Below are 15,944 nucleotides of genomic sequence, written 5' to 3' on the forward strand. Positions count from 1 at the left end.
CTATATCGGCCAATATTTGGTTACAATAGATGAGGTTTTGCCTCGTTTATATAGTTTTGATTACGATATTTATATAAATCCAATTATCAATTCCTGCACTCTTCTACAGAAGAACAGGCTTTTTCTGCATGGAAAATTCTTCAAGTAGTTTTATAAAATATCCTGATGTGGATGGGCTTGACCCCAAGCAATTCATTATCATTAAAGGAGCCAAAGTAAATAACCTAAAAAATGTTGATGTTGCTATTCCACGAAACAAATTAGTAGTTGTTACGGGCTTATCAGGCAGTGGGAAATCGTCATTAGCTTTTGATACACTTTTTGCAGAGGGGCAACGTATGTATGTAGAGAGTCTTAGTTCGTATGCCCGCCAGTTTTTAGGCCGTATGGAGAAGCCTGATGTTGAATACATCAAGGGGGTATCGCCAGCTATTGCCATCGAACAAAAAGTAGCTACTAAAAACCCTCGCTCAACGGTTGGTACTACTACCGAAATATACGATTACCTCAAACTCTTATTTGCTCGCATCGGTATCACCTACTCGCCAGTTACGGGCCGGGAAGTAAAAAAAGATACGGTTACAGACGTAGTTAATTTTATACTCTGGCACGAAGAAGGCACAAGAGTAATGGTGCTTACACCATTAAAAATTAAAGAAGACCGAAACATTAAGAAAGAGCTCGACCTGCTACTACACAAGGGCTATACCCGTGTGTTGGTTGATGGAGAAATAAAACAGATTGAAGAGATACTTGAGGGTGAGTTGGAAATTGATGAGCAAAAGCATAAAATAGAAATTCTGATTGACAGGAATACTGTAAAACATGACGATGAAGATACCCAATTCCGTTTTTCAGATTCGGTTCAAACAGCTTTTTTTGAAGGAGAAGGCGAATGTATTATAGATGTAATAGGTAAAGAAAAACGTACTTTCTCTGATAAATTTGAATTAGACGGGCTAAGTTTTGAAGAGCCTAGCGTAAACCTTTTTACATTCAACAACCCTTATGGTGCATGTAAACGCTGTGAAGGTTTTGGCAAGATACTCGGCATAGACCCAGATTTGGTAATTCCAGACAAAAACCTTTCGATTTTTGAAGGTGCCATTGCCCCTTGGAGAACCGAACGCATGAGCGAATGGGTAGCGCCTTTGCTTAGAAACGGTATCCGCTTCGACTTCCCGATTCATAGAGCTTACAGAGACCTGACACAAGAGCAAAAAGATTTGCTCTGGACGGGCAACTCATATTTTCAAGGTTTAAATGCATTCTTTGCTGATATTGAAAGCCAGGTACATAAGGTTCAGTATAGAGTAATGCTTTCTCGCTACAGAGGCCGCACCGATTGCCCTGATTGTCGGGGTTCTCGTTTGCGCAAAGATGCAGCCTATGTAAAAATCGGCGGAGTTTCTATTACAGATATAGTGCTGATGCCAATTTCTGATGTAGTACAGTTTTTCAAAAAACTGGAGCTACCTGACTATCAGCATGGTGTGTCTAAAAGAATTTTGATTGAAATTAAAAGTCGCCTCGATTTTATGGAGCGTGTTGGTTTAGGCTACCTTACTTTAAACCGACTTACGTCCAGCTTATCGGGCGGAGAGTTTCAGCGAATCAAACTGGCCACTTCGCTGGGCAGTGCCTTGGTTGGCTCTATGTACATTCTTGATGAACCAAGTATTGGTTTACACCCAAGAGATACCCGTTTACTGGTTGGTGTATTAGAATCGTTAAGAGATTTAGGCAATAGCGTAGTAGTTGTAGAGCATGAAGAAGAAGTAATGATGGCTGCCGACGAAATTGTTGACATCGGCCCCGATGCCGGAACACAAGGCGGCAATCTGATTTTTCAGGGTAATTGGGAGGATATTAAGCGGTTGAAAGAAAAAGTAACCCCACCCCTAACCCTCCCCAACAGTGGGGAGGGAGTTAATACTGCTGACGCAGTTACTTTTATTAAATCTGATGGTGAGGCAGTCAACAGAGGCAGCCATATTTATGCAGAGCCTTATTATCATACCAATCCTAAAGACTGGGAAATTCTTAAAAATTTCGCCAAAGAAAATCGCAAAAACCAGACAGAAGCAGAAAAACTGCTTTGGGAAAATCTAAGAAAAGAAAAACTAGGTTATAAATTCAGACGACAACATACTATAGAAACATTCATTGCGGATTTTGTGTGTCTTGAAAAGAATCTGGTTATTGAAGTAGATGGCGATATACATGAAAACTTTGAAGAATATGACAAAGCCAGAACAAAATTCTTAAATACTAGTGGATTTACGGTAGTAAGGTTTTCAAATAAAGAAGTGCTTGAAAACACACAAACTGTAATAGAGGAAATCAAAAAGAAACTAAAAGAAATTCCTGATTTTGAGACAGTCTCTATAAAAGAAGACATTTCTACCGCTAACTCCCTCCCCACTGTTGGGGAGGGTCGGGGTGGGGTTATTAGCCACACCATCCGCTTCCTTACGGGCGAAGACCAGATAGTAGTGCCTGCTCAAAGAAGAAAACCTACCGACTTTATTGAAATAAAAGGTGCTAGAGAAAATAACCTGAAAGAATTAGACGTAAAATTCCCGATAGGAACGCTTACGGTTGTAACAGGCGTGAGTGGCTCGGGGAAATCGACATTGGTACGAAAAATCTTATTCCCCGCCATAGCCCGACTGAAAGGCGAATACAGCGAAGAGGCAGGGAAATACACCGATTTAACAGGCTCACTAGATAGAATTACTCAGGTAGAAATGGTTGACCAGAACCCTATCGGTAAATCATCACGTTCTAATCCGGTTACCTATATCAAGGCTTATGATTACATCAGACAGATGATGGCCGACCAGCCTCTCTCAAAAGCACGTGATTATAAACCAGCCTTTTTCTCATTCAATGTTGACGGTGGGCGTTGTGAGGCGTGTCAGGGTGAAGGTGAGCAAACCATCGAGATGCAATTTATGGCCGATGTGCGTCTGAAATGCGAAAGTTGTCATGGAAAACGCTTCAAGCAAGAAATTCTGGAAGTAAAATATAATGAGAAGGATATTTCTGATATTCTTGCCATGACGGTCGATGAAGCCTTGGATTTCTTTAGAGCAAGCGACCCTAAACTGGCCGAAAAACTGCAACCGCTGCAAGATGTAGGCTTGGGCTATATTGGTTTGGGTCAATCGTCAAGTACGCTATCGGGTGGAGAAGCACAGCGGGTTAAGCTGGCCTTCTTTTTGAGCAAAGGCAATGCAGATAAAGGAAAAACCTTGTTTGTATTTGACGAACCGACAACAGGTTTGCATTTCCACGACATCAAGAAGTTACTGAAAGCCATCAACGCTTTAGTTGACCAGGGTGACTCGGTGATTATTATTGAGCACAACATGGAAGTTATTAAATCGGCCGACTGGATTATTGATTTGGGCCCTGAGGGTGGCGAAAAAGGCGGGTATCTGACATTTGAAGGAACACCCGAAGAAATGGTAAAAATAGAAAATAATTATACTGCAGATTTTCTGAAAGAAAAAATAAAACTCTGACCAGAAGGTCAGAGTTTTATTTTTATGGCATTATTTCAAATATAATATTCTCTTTTACTTTGCTGTTCTCTTCATCTACCATGCTATTTATTTCTTTGATTACCTCAAAAAAAACAGCTAGTTTTTCGGCAGGTATTGTCTCTTGAATCTTTTTATTGAATATAATTACACCTTCCCGGGCAAAGTTTCTTTTCTTTTTGCCTTCTTCTGTCAGATACACCTTTACAAAGCGTTTATCGTCGGCATCGGTCTCACGGTAAATCCAGCCTTTTTCTTCCAGCGTTTTCAGCATACGGGTCAGGCTTCGGGGTTCCATACCTATCGAAGGGCCTATTTTTGTGGCAGGTGTCCCTTTCTCTGAATCAATGTTTAGCAATACATAGCCAATGGCCATCGTAATATCATATTGGCTTGCATAGGCATTGTACATACGTGAAATAGCATGCCAAGCCCATTTTATGTAAAAATCTATTGTTTTTTCCTTCCTCATTTATATTTTTTGCTTCGGGTAACCACAAATGTAGAAAAAAATCAGTATGCAGGCATACTGTTGCAAAAATTATTTTGAGAATAACATGAGGCTGATCTTATAGAGGCTTATCTCATTGAAAGAAAACGGATTATATATAAGTCTGTAGATATGCAAACAACCCCGAAAAATCAGAAAAATGTCTGGTTTCGAGGTTGTTTTATACTCAATTCATTAAAACATTATTAACTATACAATTTTGAGAAAAATGAATCAACTATTTGCTGATTTTCAGGAAAATTATGTACTTCGACAATTTTACCATTTTCAATTTTCCACAAAAGACAATACATATTATTCAGATTCTCTTCATTTTCAAGATTACTCCAATTTCTATGACAGTCGATTACAAAATTTTCATTCACACCCATAACTATCGGTTCTGCCTTAAATAGCCCTTTCCCTAATTGTTGAAAATATTCTAAAACCGATTCAATTCCCACTTTTGTTCCACTTAATGGATGTGTTCCAGGAATATGCCATTTTATATTTTCATCAAGGACTTCACCTATTTTATCATAATTTTTTTCAGCATATGCTGAAAAAAAAGCTCCGATTAGCTTAATATTTGGATGTTGTTCTTCCATAAAATTTTGCAAAATACTACTAACCTGAATTTTCTCTAAATTACATTAAGCGTTTACTTTCCAAACCCAGCCGAATGTATCGTCAACTTTACCTGTACGAACATCATTCAAAGCCTTTTTCAATTTCGATGAAACAGATTCTTCAGTAATTTCTGGTAATACATAATCTTCTCCGTTATAACCAATGGCAGCAAACGGCGAAACTACTACGGCTGTTCCGGCTCCAAATACCTCAGTAACGCTTCCGCTGCTGATACCTGCTATTACTTCTTCTACCGATACTTTTCTTTCTTCAACCTCCAAGCCTAGCGATTTCGCCAATTGTATCAACGAGTCACGGGTGATACCTTTCAAGATAGTGCTGCTTACAGCAGGGGTAACCAACTTACCATCTATTATAAACATTACGTTCATGGTACCCGATTCTTCAAAATATTTGTGTTCAAGGGCATCTGTCCACAACAATTGTGTATAACCTTGCTCTTGCGCCAATTTAGCCGGATACAACGATGCCGCATAGTTACCTGCACATTTTGCATAACCAACACCACCCGCAGCCGCACGGATATATTCTGTTTCTACTTTCACTTTCGGAGGTGTAGAGTAATATTTACCAGCAGGGCTCATGATAATCATGAAGCGGTAGTTTTGTGATGGGCGAACTCCCAAATACACATCGCTCGAGAACATGAATGGACGTAGATACAACGAATTATCTTCTCCTTTTGGCACCCAAGCAGCATCTAAACGCAACAATTCTTCAAGGCCACCAATAAAGATTTCCTCCGGTATTTGTGCCATACACATACGTTCGGCCGAAATATTAAAGCGTTTCCAGTTTTCTTGTGGACGGAACATCAACACCTCGTCGTTATCGTTTTTGAAAGCTTTCATTCCTTCAAAAATTGCCTGTCCATAATGCAATACAGCTAGGGCCGGGTTATAGCTAATCTCACCAAATGGCAATATTTTAGGCGTTTGCCATTGCCCATCAATGTAATCAGCCACGAGCATGTGGTCTGTAAAGAGTGAGCCAAATACAATATTATTAGGGTCAAACTGACTAATTCTGCTTTCAGTAACCGTCGTAACGTCGAAGTTCAATGTCTCTGTCATGATAAACTATAATTAATATAAACTCAAATAACTTTTTTTATTTGCGAAACAACAAATAATATACCACATTGTCAAGGAAAAATGCAAAAATAGTTGTTAAGACAAGTTTTTTAATTTCGTCAATGCCTCTGGTTCAAAAAACAGGCTATTTCCATACTGATATTTGCTATTTTCGCTACTTTTGCGTAAATATTGACTCCGTGAGTATGTCTGAAACAAATGAAATTAAAGTAGCCGTCGATGCAATTGTTTTTGGTTATCAGCAAAACACCCTTTATGTGCTGCTGGTAAAGCAGAAGTTTGGGCAGATGAAAGGCACTTGGGTTTTGCCGGGTGGTTTCGTGCTAAAAGAAGAATCGCTGAAGGAAGCCGTAACTCGTGAATTACAGGAAGAAGCAGGCATAAAAGTAAATTATCTGGAGCAACTCTACACTTTTGGCGACGATGTTCACCGAGACCCACGTTTCAGGGTTATATCAGTAGCTTATTTTGCATTGGTAAACCCTAACAATTTTGCGCTGGTGCATCAGAACGATACCGATGCCGAAGAAGCACAATGGTTTGCCATTGACCGCATACCCAAACTAGGCTACGACCACAACGAGATTATAAAAGTAGCACACCAGCGGCTCAAAAATAAACTTGCTTACCAACCAATCGGCTTCGATTTACTAGCTGATGAGTTTCCATTCTCTGACCTCGAAAGTCTCTATACGGTTATCTTAGAACAAGACATTGACCGACGGAATTTCAGAAAGAAAATACTCAGCCTCGGCATAGTAGAAGAAACAAACACGCTATCGGCTAGCACAGGAAGCGGCCGACCTGCCCGCCTATTCAAGTTTAATAAAGACCAATATAACCAGCTTTTAGACGAAGGTTTTCATTTTGAAATAAAATTTGCGTAAATTTTACACAAAATATTTTGAACTGAAATTTTATTGTATTTATATTTGCGTAAAAATTACACAAATCCATGAAAACACTTAATTTAGATACAAACTTTAATCCGTTCCCAGAATCTGAGAGCATTAAGTTTGAAGCGTTCACTTTTTCAGGCGGAGAACCACACATCAAAATACGTCCTGATTTTGATACTGTAGAGCCCGTAACAATTAGCCACCGCTTAAACTCATTCAACGATTTAGGGCTTTTGTGTGTAGCAGTTGATGCGCTCAAACGCATGGGTGTAAAAGAAATCAACGCTTTTATTCCCTATTTTCCGGCAGCTCGACAAGACAGAGTAATGGTTGCCGGCGAGTCCCTAAGCGTAAAAGTATATGCCGATATTATTAATGCTTTGCAATTAAGTAAAGTAAGCGTTTTTGACCCACATTCGGAGGTTACGCCAGCTGTGTTGAATAACTGCGAGGTAATACCAAACCATGCTTTTATCAAAAAGGTAATAGAAAACATCGGAAACGATACCTTGCTAATTTCACCGGATGGAGGTGCTTTAAAGAAAATCTATAAAGTTTCTGAATATCTGGGTGGTGTTGAGGTTGTAGAATGCGCTAAAAGCAGAGATGTAAAAACCGGAAAATTATCAGGCTTTAAAGTTTATACTGATGATTTAGAAGGTAAAGATTGCCTGATAGTAGACGACATCTGCGACGGTGGAGCAACTTTTATAGGATTGGCAGAAGAGTTGAAAAAGAAAAATGCAGGAAAGCTCTACTTAGCAGTCAGTCACGGGATATTTAGCAAAGGATTGGCAAATCTGACGCCACATTTTACAAAGATATTCACTACTGATTCAGTGAAGGATATTGAAGGAGAAGGTGTTGAGCAGATTGCATTTAGAGCTTTATATTGGGAAGAAAAACGCAACGCACAATAATAATAAGCTCAAAGTATAATTTAAAAAACAATGAAAACCACATTATACAGACCCATAGGACTAAAAGAGCTACAACTGATTATTGATAGTGGGTACAAAAAATTCCCGCCTCGTTTAACTTGGCAACCTATTTTTTATCCCGTCTTGAATCAGGCATACGCCGAGCAAATAGCTTTAGAATGGAATACTAACGATGAGTTTTCGGGTTATTGTGGCATTGTAACAGCCTTCTCTTTACCAACAGCATATTTACAACAATATCCTGTTCAGAATGTCGGTGCCAAAATACATGAAGAGCTATGGGTGCCTTCAGAAGAATTAGAAGCCTTTAATAATCAAATAATTGGGGATATAGAAATCATAAAAGTTTTTGTGAGTAAACAATTTGATGCTTCAAAGACTGATGAAGCAACTAGAGTAGTAGCAAATCGTATACAATAATGGCAACAATAAAATTAATCAAAGGTGATATTACTGTATCAGATACAGATGCTATCGTGAATGCGGCTAACTCGTCTCTATTAGGTGGCGGCGGTGTCGATGGAGCAATTCATAGAAAAGGAGGTCCAAAGATTTTAGAAGAATGTATTGCAATCAGAAACCGACAAGGAGGTTGTAAAACGGGAGAAGCAGTATACACTTCCGGTGGCTTATTACCTTGCCGATACGTGATTCATACTGTTGGGCCTATCTGGAACGGAGGAAAGAAAAAAGAAAGAGAACTATTAAGCAATTGCTATCATAATTCACTAAAAATAGCCAATGAACTGAATGTAGCTACCATTGCTTTCCCCAATATCAGTACAGGAATTTATCATTTTCCGAAAGAGGAAGCAGCCGAAATAGCCATTCAGACAGTACAAGCTTTTCTCGAAATAGAAAACAAGACTATTCAAGAAGTAAGTTTTATCTGTTTTGATGAAGAGAATTATGAGATATATGAAAAGTTAATTTAAATAATAGCGTTCTATTTGGGCATCTAAGCCAGCTAATAAAAAAACGCTCACTTTTTCCGCCATAGTTATTAGCATCTTTCAATTACTGCATTAGTTTTAAAATTGAATTGACAACGAGAGAAGAACTTATGAAACCCAGAACCTTAGTTATAGGCGATATTCACGGAGGCTTAAAGGCATTGAAACAAGTACTGGCACGAGCAGAAGTCACAGCACAAGACACGCTTATTTTTCTAGGTGATTATGTTGATGGTTGGGGCGAATCGGCGCAGGTAATTCAGTTTCTTATTGAATTAGAGCAAAAACAGACTTGTATCTTCATAAAAGGGAACCACGACTTGTGGTGTGAAGATTGGTTAAAAGAGCATATTTTAGATAAAACCTGGCTGTTTCATGGTGGGCAGTCAACCCTAAAAAGCTATGAATCATTAAACGATGCTGAGCATGCACTACATCTGAATTTCTTCGAACGAATGAGACTCTATTATGTAGATGAGCAAAACAGGCTCTTTGTTCATGCAGGTTTCACCTCTATGCATGGCCCTGCACAGGAATTTCACCAATCTAATTTCAAGTGGGACAGAACACTTTGGGAAATGGCTTTGACGATGCATAAACACATCACGAAAGATTCAAAGCTCTATCCGAAAAGGTTATTGTTGTTCAAAGAAATCTTCATAGGCCATACCCCTACCCTTAATTATGATGTTACAATCCCGATGAATGGCTGCAATGTATGGAATGTAGACACCGGTGCTGCCTTTACAGGCAGCCTTACAATAATGGATATTGATACCAAAGAGTTCTGGCAAAGTGACACTTTGGTGAGTTTGTATCCGAACGAAAAAGGTAGAAATAGATAAATTAAATTACAAAAGCCATGAATCCTTTATTATTAACCGATGGTTATAAAGTAGACCATCGCCGACAGTACCCTACAGGTACTACTTTAGTTTATTCAAACTGGACTCCCAGAAAAAGCAGAATCGAAAATATCAACGAAGTAGTATTTTTTGGGCTGCAATATTTTCTTAAAAAATATATCATTGAAGATTTCACTCAGCATTTTTTCAATCAACCCAAAGAGGTTGTTGTGAAACAATATGCACGTTTTATCAACAATTATCTGGGCGAAAACCAGGTAGGCACAAAGCATATTGAAGATTTGCATGATTTAGGTTATATTCCTATGGTTTTTAAGGCTTTGCCTGAGGGCGTAAGCGTGCCTATAAGAGTGCCTATGTTTACGATGTACAACACCAAACCGGAGTTTTTCTGGCTCACAAACTACTTTGAAACCCTGCTTTCAACATCAGTTTGGGTACCTTGTACATCTGCTACCATAGCTAAACAATACCGCACTATTTTAGATAAATATGCTGCAGAAACCTCATCAGTCTCTGAGTTTGTTGATTGGCAAGCGCATGATTTCTCAATGCGAGGCATGGGAGGCATTGAAGCCAGCGTTACCTCGGGTGCAGCGCATTTATTGAGTTTTACCGGAACGGATACAATTCCGACAATCAATTTTCTGGAAACCTATTACAATGCCAATTCAGACACCGAACTTGTGGGTGGTTCTGTAGCAGCAACCGAGCACTCTGTGATGTGCATGGGCACTAATGAAGGAGAATTTGGAACCTTTAAACGCCTGATTACAGAAGTATATCCGAAAGGTATTGTTTCAATCGTGTCTGACACCTGGGATTTGTGGAAAGTATTAACTGAATATTTACCTGCCTTAAAAGAGGAAATAGTAAATAGAAACGGCAAAGTAGTGATTCGACCGGATTCGGGCGACCCTGTGGATATTATCTGTGGAAATCCTGACGGAAAAACCATTGAAGAAAAGAAAGGGGTTATTGAGTTATTGTGGGATACTTTCGGTGGCATTACCAATGCAAAAGGCTACAAGGAATTATTGCCTACAATAGGCGCTATTTATGGCGATAGCATCAATATTGCCCGAGCTACACAAATCTGCGAGCGATTAAAGCAAAAAGGCTTTGCCTCTACCAATGTTGTGCTAGGTGTTGGCTCATACACTTATCAATACAACACCCGTGACACCTTCGGCTTTGCCATGAAGGCCACCTATGGTGAAGTAAACGGCGAAGGTCGGGAAATTTACAAAGACCCTATCACCGACGATGGCACGAAGAAATCGGCCAAGGGATTGATACAAATTTACAAAGACCAAGGCGGAAACTATCAGTTAAAAGACCAATGCACTTGGGAAGAAGAAAAGCAAGGCGAGTTGCGAGAGGTTTTCAGAGATGGTAAATTATTGATAGATGATACGTTAGCAAATATCAGAAAACGAATAAAAGCCTGACATTTTGAATAATATTAATCAGCTAAGATACGCTTAGCTGATTTTTTATTGCCTTTCAATACCTTTCTAATTGTATATTTGCCCTCAGAAACACTTACCCATATTTCAATGAAAAAACTCTGTTATCTGTTCTTATCTGCCTTTGTTATTTTACTAAATGCCTGTGATATAAGCAGCAACGAAAAAGAAAAAGTATTTTCAAACATAACAGGACATTGGATTAGTCGTGACTATTTAATAACACTTGATAAAACCTTATCGCCACAAGGTGTAGCAGCTCAGTTTCCGTTTTATGCTACCGAAATTTTGTTAAGTAGCAATTCTCCTGATTCCATTACGATTTTTAATGGTCAGGTAGAAACCTTTACGCTGCCTTTCACAAGAAGCGGCGATACACTTAGCCTGAAACTCAACCATGACCCCATAACCAGAATCATTTACAACCCTACGAGAAATACGCTTTCATTTTTTGACAAAGACCTTAACCGCACTTATACGTTCGTAAGAGCTGATAATAGCCTGCTTGACAAGAGTGCTAAACCTGCTATGGCTTTTGCTCCTGCTATTAACAAAAAGTTATTAGAGGGTTCATGGAATTTACCAACGGGCGATTCTACCACAACAGTGCAGTTCGACCGTTTTGGGCAGATAAAAGGGTGGGACAAATACCTTACTTACACCATCTGTATCAATGGCGATTGTGCCGCCAACGAAAGTGGCGACCTGATTGTGCTCAATAACCGAGAAATAGCTGACCAATACGGTTTTAGTACTAAAAACGATACACTTACCCTTTTTGAACTAAAGCAGATTAACGATGCTGACGAAAAGCCCGTCTACCAGAATGGTCCCGCCCTCCTATTTTTAGTAAGGAAAAAATAAGCCTAATAAATACCTTAAAAAAAATCAATAGTATGCTTGCATAATATTTTCAAAATTCTTTATCTTTGTAACAGTATGCACGCATAACAATTGCGTGATACCATCGATTCTGACCAAATTTCAAAATTAATACTATGGTAGCAACTGAAAATAAGGCCTCTATTAAAGGAGGAGAGTTCTTGATAAAAGATGTAGAAGCACATCAGATTTTCATTCCAGAAGAGTTTTCAGAAGAACAACTAATGATTGCCGAAACCTGTCGTGATTTTTTACGCACAGAAATCCACCCACGTCTGAACGAGATTGATAATGCCAAATCACCTGAGTTGATGTCGTCGTTGATGACAAAAGCCGGAGAATTGGGCTTATTAGGTACAGCAGTACCCGAAGAATACGGCGGATTCGGTATGAATTTCAATACCTCTATGCTTGTAGCAGAGGCATTGGGACAAGGTCATTCGTTTTCAGTTGCACAATCGGCCCATACGGGCATTGGTACTTTGCCTATCGTTTACTATGGTAACGAAGAGCAAAAAGCCAAATATCTGCCCTTACTAGCTACAGGCGAATGGAAAGCAGCTTATTGCTTAACTGAGCCTGATTCGGGGTCAGATGCCAATTCAGGTAAAGCGAAAGCTGTGCTATCGGCCGATGGTAAACACTATATCATCAACGGACAAAAAATGTGGATTACCAATGGTGGCTTCGCTGATTTGTTTATTGTTTTTGCCAAAATTGATGATGATAAAAACCTGACGGCCTTTATCATTGAAAAAACTACTGAGGGTATTACCATGAATGAGCCTGAGCATAAGCTAGGCATCAAAGGCTCTGATACCCGTCAGATTTTCTTCAACGATTGCCACGTGCCTGTTGAAAACATGCTTTCGAGCCGTGGGAATGGTTTCAAAATTGCCGTTAATATCCTCAATATTGGTCGTATCAAATTGGGTATTGCTGTAATTGGTGGCGCAAAAGGTTCTTTGGCGCATGCCATTAATTATGCCAACGAACGCAAACAATTTGGTGTTTCAATTGCCACTTTTGGGGCTATCAAATATAAATTAGCCGAAATGGCTACTCGCATTTTTGCTTCTGAAACTGCTAACTACAGAGCCGGACAAAATATTGACGATGCCATTGAAGATTTAAAGAATCAAGGATTAAACGATGCCGAAGCTAAACTAAAAGCTTTGGAGCAATTCTCGATTGAGTGTGCCGTAATGAAAGTACACAGCTCTGAAGTACTTGATTATACAGTAGACGAAAGCTTACAAATATATGGCGGTATGGGCTATTCAGCCGATGCACCAATGGAGCGTGCTTACCGTGATGCCCGCATCAACCGAATTTTTGAAGGCACCAACGAAATCAACCGTATGTTGATTATCGATATGCTTTTGAAACGTGCCTTGAAAGGCGAAATAGACCTGATGACTCCGGCAATGGCCGTAGCTAAAGAAATCATGTCGATTCCTGATTTTGGTGCTTCTGACGACGAAAGCATATTTGCAGCCGAAAAGAAAGTATTGAAAAACCTGAAAAAAGCAGCCTTGATGGTAGCAGGTGCAGCAGTACAGAAATTCATGATGTCGCTTTCAAGCGAGCAAGAGATTCTGATGAATCTAGCTGATATGACTATTGAAATTTATGTAGCTGAATCAACGCTATTGAGAGTAGAAAAACTGATTACGACCAAAGGTGAAGCAGCCGTAGCTTTACAAAAAGACATGGCCATGATTTACCTGCACGAAGCCGTAAACAGAGTTAACAACGCAGGCCGTGAAGCCATTACTTCGTTTGCCGAAGGCGACGAACTAAGAGTAATGCTGATGGGCTTGAAACGTTTCACGAAGATTGAACCATTTAACCTCAAAAATGCACGCCGCCGAGTAGCAGAAGCAATGATTGAGGCGAATAAATATATATTCTAAAGATTTTAAAGCTCAAATAATCAATAACTAAGAACCAACAAACCGTCTTTCATTTTGGAAGACGGTTTTTATTTTCTACTTGGCACAAACTCCCAGAAATCAGTTACACCAATATATTTCTCGGTGTTTATTTTTGTAGCTCCTACATAATATCCAAAGCCAATATAAACCTTGCCTGATACTTTAGCGGTCGATACCTTTATATTACCACTACCAGGGTAGTTAGCAAACTTATTCCAGGTATTGGCAACAGGGTCATACTGCCATATATCCCTGAACCCCTTGGCTTCGGTTTTGCTTTGCCCAAGGCCGTAGTATATTTTATCGTCAATGCCAAACATTACACCTTCGTACCTGTCTTCGCCCGGAAAATCAGCTTTTTTAATCCAGCTATCGTTATCAGCATCATATTGATAAAACTGTTTTGTGGGTATTTGCTCACTCCCACTTTCTAAAATCAGAAAACCAAATTCCTTTTTATTCACCTTTGCCGATGCCATGGTAAACTTACCCAGAAAATCGCCCGGAAAAGGCTTTAGTTTTTCATATACCCTTATTCTGTTCATGTGCCAAAACTGCCTCCCTGTATTGTTTTCAATAAAGTATCCATCATTATTAGCCATGAATCCCGTCAGAACTGCCCCCCCTACTATATCGCCTGTCTGATTAAAATCTGTTTGCATCCAGCCATCAACATAATAACTTACACCATCAGGAAAATTCTCGTCGAAAGAAAAACCTGAACCAAATAAAGAAAAATACTCTACCGAGGTTCTACCAAATACGGCAAAAGGCCCTAACAAAATCGGCGAAAAACGTGGCAACCCATCCATCTTTCTAATGTTCCAGAAATTACCATCAGGCGAGTACGTTCCTGTGGCTACGGTCTGCGCATCAATATTACCATACATATCAATACGGCTTCTGTTATCTACAGCCAGGTGGTCGTTGGTAGTATCGGGTCTACCCATTACACAAGTATAGAGATTTTCGGTTTCGGTTCTTACCACACCTTCGGTAAAAGCATAACTCAAGGGCGAGTTTAATTTGCGCCACATTGGCGAATCAGGCGTATAAATCGGTGCTTCCTCCCGTGTCGGTGATTCATCTATTATCACCGATGCTTTCTTGTCGCAAGCAACAAATCCAGCTATTATGACAACAAGCAACAGTATTTTAGGTATGATTTTCATAAAATCTCTTAGTTTTACTTCCATTCAATTGGTGGTGTACATCCATATCCCGGAAACCTCGTCTGGCAATTGCCCGACGGTGTTTCTGTAGCTACGGCAGGTGGCAAAAGTCCGAAACCCGGCTCATCAGAAAAACTGATGAACGAGGGGTCTACCAACAGGCGCTTTATATTCACGCCTGACACTCCAAAAAAACCCAGAGCAAAATCTCTATCATCTTTTTCGTTTACTACATTGCCGATAATAGTTGCGGGTAATGGGTCAAAAATACTGCCGGTTCGGGTTCTTTGTTCTTCATATTGCTGCCAGAAAATATAAGCCTCTTCCGAAATAGCCATTTGTTTTACTTCAATATAGTGCCTTGCCAAAGGGGCTTTTATATCAATTGGTGAAAAGTGCACCAAGCGTTTTTTTATCTCTTTGCCGTTAATATAGGTATCGGCAAATACATTAACGCCTTCGTCACGGTTATAAGCCCAACAAGAGGCCGTGCAGGTGTTTATGCCGGCACCCTGCGTAATCTTAAGCGATATTGAGTAACTCTTCCATCGGTAATAATCTTTTGAGTTTTCGGCATCTTTGGTATCAATATAAGTGCGCACAAAATGCTCGGTTTTATCGGCATAAATAGTATTGATGGGCGGCACGCCCTTCATAAGTTGCGGTTTGGTAATATACACTTTGCCATCTGGCATTTCGATGCGCAGCGAATATGAGCGGCCTATCTGGCATTGATACTGATTATCAGTCTGATACAAGGCGGGCTCATAGATATTCTGCCGGAAGCGCACTGAATTTCCTTGATCGTCGGACATAATCACCCTTGCGCCATTTACGGCTAGTCTTGAAGTAATAATACTACCCGACACAAATCGGCCTGAATAACTTAGGCGCAGGTTGTAAGGTGGAACTTCGTTAGTTATTTCGCCATCAACTACCAGCACCGGGGTTTCGTTTCTATAAGGCAACTCTATCTGCTCAACACACGATAGCTGAATAAGAATAGCACACAATATGAGTACAATATTTCGTTTCATTTCTT

The 15,944-nt window shown here is 39.7% G+C and carries 14 protein-coding genes; 9 read left to right on the top strand and 5 right to left on the bottom strand.

What is annotated here, in order from left to right; translation table 11 throughout:
- Positions 1 to 128 precede the first annotated feature (128 nt).
- Positions 129 to 3,530, top strand: a complete 3,402-nt coding sequence (locus tag WAE64_RS06715) for a DUF559 domain-containing protein (protein ID WP_340235481.1) — start codon at positions 129 to 131, stop codon at positions 3,528 to 3,530.
- A 22-nt stretch (positions 3,531 to 3,552) separates the two neighbouring features.
- Here the strand turns inward: WAE64_RS06715 and WAE64_RS06720 are convergent, their stop codons facing one another.
- The 3 genes from WAE64_RS06720 to WAE64_RS06730 all read right to left on the bottom strand — a co-directional run bounded on the left by WAE64_RS06720 (position 3,553) and on the right by WAE64_RS06730 (position 5,765).
- Positions 3,553 to 4,020 (bottom strand): MarR family winged helix-turn-helix transcriptional regulator, encoded by a 468-nt coding sequence (locus WAE64_RS06720; protein ID WP_340235482.1) that lies wholly within the window; start codon positions 4,018 to 4,020, stop codon positions 3,553 to 3,555.
- 224 nt (positions 4,021 to 4,244) lie between these two features.
- Complete coding sequence (locus WAE64_RS06725; protein ID WP_340235483.1) at positions 4,245 to 4,646, bottom strand: nuclear transport factor 2 family protein; 402 nt, start codon at positions 4,644 to 4,646, stop codon at positions 4,245 to 4,247.
- A gap of 45 nt (positions 4,647 to 4,691) precedes the next feature.
- Positions 4,692 to 5,765, bottom strand: coding sequence for a branched-chain amino acid aminotransferase (locus WAE64_RS06730; RefSeq protein WP_379976667.1), 1,074 nt, complete (start codon positions 5,763 to 5,765; stop codon positions 4,692 to 4,694).
- A 203-nt stretch (positions 5,766 to 5,968) separates the two neighbouring features.
- Between WAE64_RS06730 and WAE64_RS06735 the strand changes: the two genes are divergently transcribed.
- The 8 genes from WAE64_RS06735 to WAE64_RS06770 all read left to right on the top strand — a co-directional run bounded on the left by WAE64_RS06735 (position 5,969) and on the right by WAE64_RS06770 (position 13,709).
- Positions 5,969 to 6,670, top strand: coding sequence for an NUDIX hydrolase (locus WAE64_RS06735; RefSeq protein WP_340235485.1), 702 nt, complete (start codon positions 5,969 to 5,971; stop codon positions 6,668 to 6,670).
- Between the two features lie 68 nt (positions 6,671 to 6,738).
- On the top strand, positions 6,739 to 7,602 hold the full coding sequence (gene prs / locus WAE64_RS06740) for a ribose-phosphate diphosphokinase (protein WP_340235486.1): 864 nt from the start codon (positions 6,739 to 6,741) through the stop codon (positions 7,600 to 7,602).
- Between the two features lie 30 nt (positions 7,603 to 7,632).
- Positions 7,633 to 8,043: a hypothetical protein gene (locus WAE64_RS06745; RefSeq protein ID WP_340235487.1), complete on the top strand. Its 411-nt coding sequence runs from the start codon at positions 7,633 to 7,635 to the stop codon at positions 8,041 to 8,043.
- Entirely contained in the window at positions 8,043 to 8,558 is a 516-nt protein-coding gene (locus WAE64_RS06750; RefSeq protein WP_340235488.1) for an O-acetyl-ADP-ribose deacetylase, read from the top strand. Before WAE64_RS06745 ends, WAE64_RS06750 begins: the two co-directional genes overlap by 1 nt.
- 128 nt (positions 8,559 to 8,686) lie before the next feature.
- Complete coding sequence (locus WAE64_RS06755; RefSeq protein ID WP_340235489.1) at positions 8,687 to 9,421, top strand: metallophosphoesterase; 735 nt, start codon at positions 8,687 to 8,689, stop codon at positions 9,419 to 9,421.
- A 17-nt stretch (positions 9,422 to 9,438) separates the two neighbouring features.
- Entirely contained in the window at positions 9,439 to 10,893 is a 1,455-nt protein-coding gene (locus WAE64_RS06760) for a nicotinate phosphoribosyltransferase (RefSeq protein WP_340235490.1), read from the top strand.
- Positions 10,894 to 11,001: 108 nt separating this feature from the next.
- Positions 11,002 to 11,775: a hypothetical protein gene (locus WAE64_RS06765; RefSeq protein WP_340235491.1), complete on the top strand. Its 774-nt coding sequence runs from the start codon at positions 11,002 to 11,004 to the stop codon at positions 11,773 to 11,775.
- Positions 11,776 to 11,909: 134 nt separating this feature from the next.
- A complete protein-coding gene (locus WAE64_RS06770) occupies positions 11,910 to 13,709 on the top strand; it encodes an acyl-CoA dehydrogenase family protein (RefSeq protein ID WP_340235492.1) in 1,800 nt (599 codons plus the stop codon).
- Between the two features lie 68 nt (positions 13,710 to 13,777).
- On the opposite strand, the gene WAE64_RS06775 is transcribed toward WAE64_RS06770, so the two are convergent.
- Together WAE64_RS06775 and WAE64_RS06780 are read right to left on the bottom strand one after the other, a co-directional pair.
- Positions 13,778 to 14,902, bottom strand: coding sequence for a Kelch repeat-containing protein (locus WAE64_RS06775; RefSeq protein ID WP_340235493.1), 1,125 nt, complete (start codon positions 14,900 to 14,902; stop codon positions 13,778 to 13,780).
- Positions 14,903 to 14,916: 14 nt separating this feature from the next.
- A complete protein-coding gene (locus WAE64_RS06780) occupies positions 14,917 to 15,939 on the bottom strand; it encodes a DUF4249 domain-containing protein (RefSeq protein ID WP_340235495.1) in 1,023 nt (340 codons plus the stop codon).
- Positions 15,940 to 15,944 lie beyond the last annotated feature (5 nt).

It is taken from the genome of Emticicia soli, assembly GCF_037860775.1.
GTDB lineage: Bacteria > Bacteroidota > Bacteroidia > Cytophagales > Spirosomataceae > Emticicia > Emticicia soli.